This is a genomic window from Arsenophonus sp. ENCA (assembly GCF_002287155.1).
In the GTDB taxonomy this organism is placed as follows: Bacteria; Pseudomonadota; Gammaproteobacteria; order Enterobacterales; family Enterobacteriaceae; genus Arsenophonus; species Arsenophonus nilaparvatae.
Map to the genome: position 1 here is coordinate 1 of NZ_NHNG01000800.1, position 1,119 is coordinate 1,119.

Genomic DNA, 1,119 nt, shown 5'->3' on the forward strand with positions numbered 1-1,119 from the left:
AAGGTTCAACTAATCGCCATAGGTCTTTAGGGCGGAAACATCTACTTTTTAACCATCGGCTAACCGTGTCATGAGATAAAGGCGATGGGCTGACTTCTGATAACGCCAAACTAGAGTATCTTACACTGCTTACTTGCAAGAATATTTTATAGATATCTTTAATGCATGGATAACCGGACAAAATATGAATATCCTGATTTTTTCTTGTTTTTAAATTTATACTTCTTTTTTAGAGACTGCGAAACTCGTGTATGTATGACCAAGGATTTACTTTGTTGCATTTCGTTTGGGAATTGGCGCCCTGGCAATCATTTCATGCTTTATTGTAATTATTTTTGTTAAGGAAACTATTGCATTAAAGGGTACCGCTCGCAGAAAAATGATTGTGGCTTTTATTTTAATGATAGAGGCAGTTGTATTTTTTGTACTATATAGTCAGATGCCAACATCATTAAATTTCTTTGCTATACACAATGTAGAGCATAATATTTTGGGTATTAGTATTGAGCCCGCGCAATACCAAGCTTTGAACCCACTTTGGATCATGCTTGCTAGTCCGATACTTGCATCGATATATAATAAAATGGGTGATAATTTGCCTATGCCTTATAAATTTGCAATCGGCATGGTACTTTGCTCGACAGCATTTCTTATATTACCATTAGGCGCAAAGTTTGCGAATGAAGCAGGTATTGTTTCTGTTAAATGGTTAGTTCTCTCTTATGGATTGCAAAGTATTGGTGAGTTGATGATTTCTGGCTTGGGACTAGCAATGGTTGCGCAGCTATTACCTCAACGCTTGATGGGATTTATTATGGGTTCATGGTTTTTAACCAGCTCAGCCGCTACTTTTATTGCAGGTTTTATTGCTTCTATGACGGCAACTCCTCCGCCAATTCCCAAACGAAATGCAACAAAGTAAATCCTTGGTCATACATAGATAAAATTACTGTAATGACCCCATAAGAGATACTGTTGTATGAAGGGAAAACATTTGAACTTACATGAGCGTTTTTATATCGAAAAACGAATAATTGACGGTGTTACTCAGGCCACTATTGCTAGAGAATTGGGGCTTTCTCGTTCAACTGTCAGCAGGGAACTCAAACGTAATACTGA

Annotated in this window: 2 protein-coding genes and 1 pseudogene; 2 read left to right on the forward strand and 1 reads right to left on the reverse strand. The window is 37.3% G+C overall.

Features of this window, described 5'->3' with window-relative positions; translation table 11 throughout:
- Positions 1-181 (reverse strand): hypothetical protein (locus CBG25_RS20825; protein ID WP_290604534.1); only part of this gene is annotated, 181 nt, incomplete at its 3' end.
- Positions 182-298: 117 nt separating this feature from the next.
- Here CBG25_RS20825 and CBG25_RS20830 point away from each other — a divergent pair.
- Together CBG25_RS20830 and CBG25_RS21605 are read left to right on the forward strand one after the other, a co-directional pair.
- A pseudogene (locus CBG25_RS20830) lies at positions 299-883 on the forward strand (oligopeptide:H+ symporter); the annotation flags it as partial.
- A gap of 96 nt (positions 884-979) precedes the next feature.
- Positions 980-1,119 (forward strand): helix-turn-helix domain-containing protein (locus tag CBG25_RS21605; protein WP_366212744.1); only part of this gene is annotated, 140 nt, incomplete at its 3' end.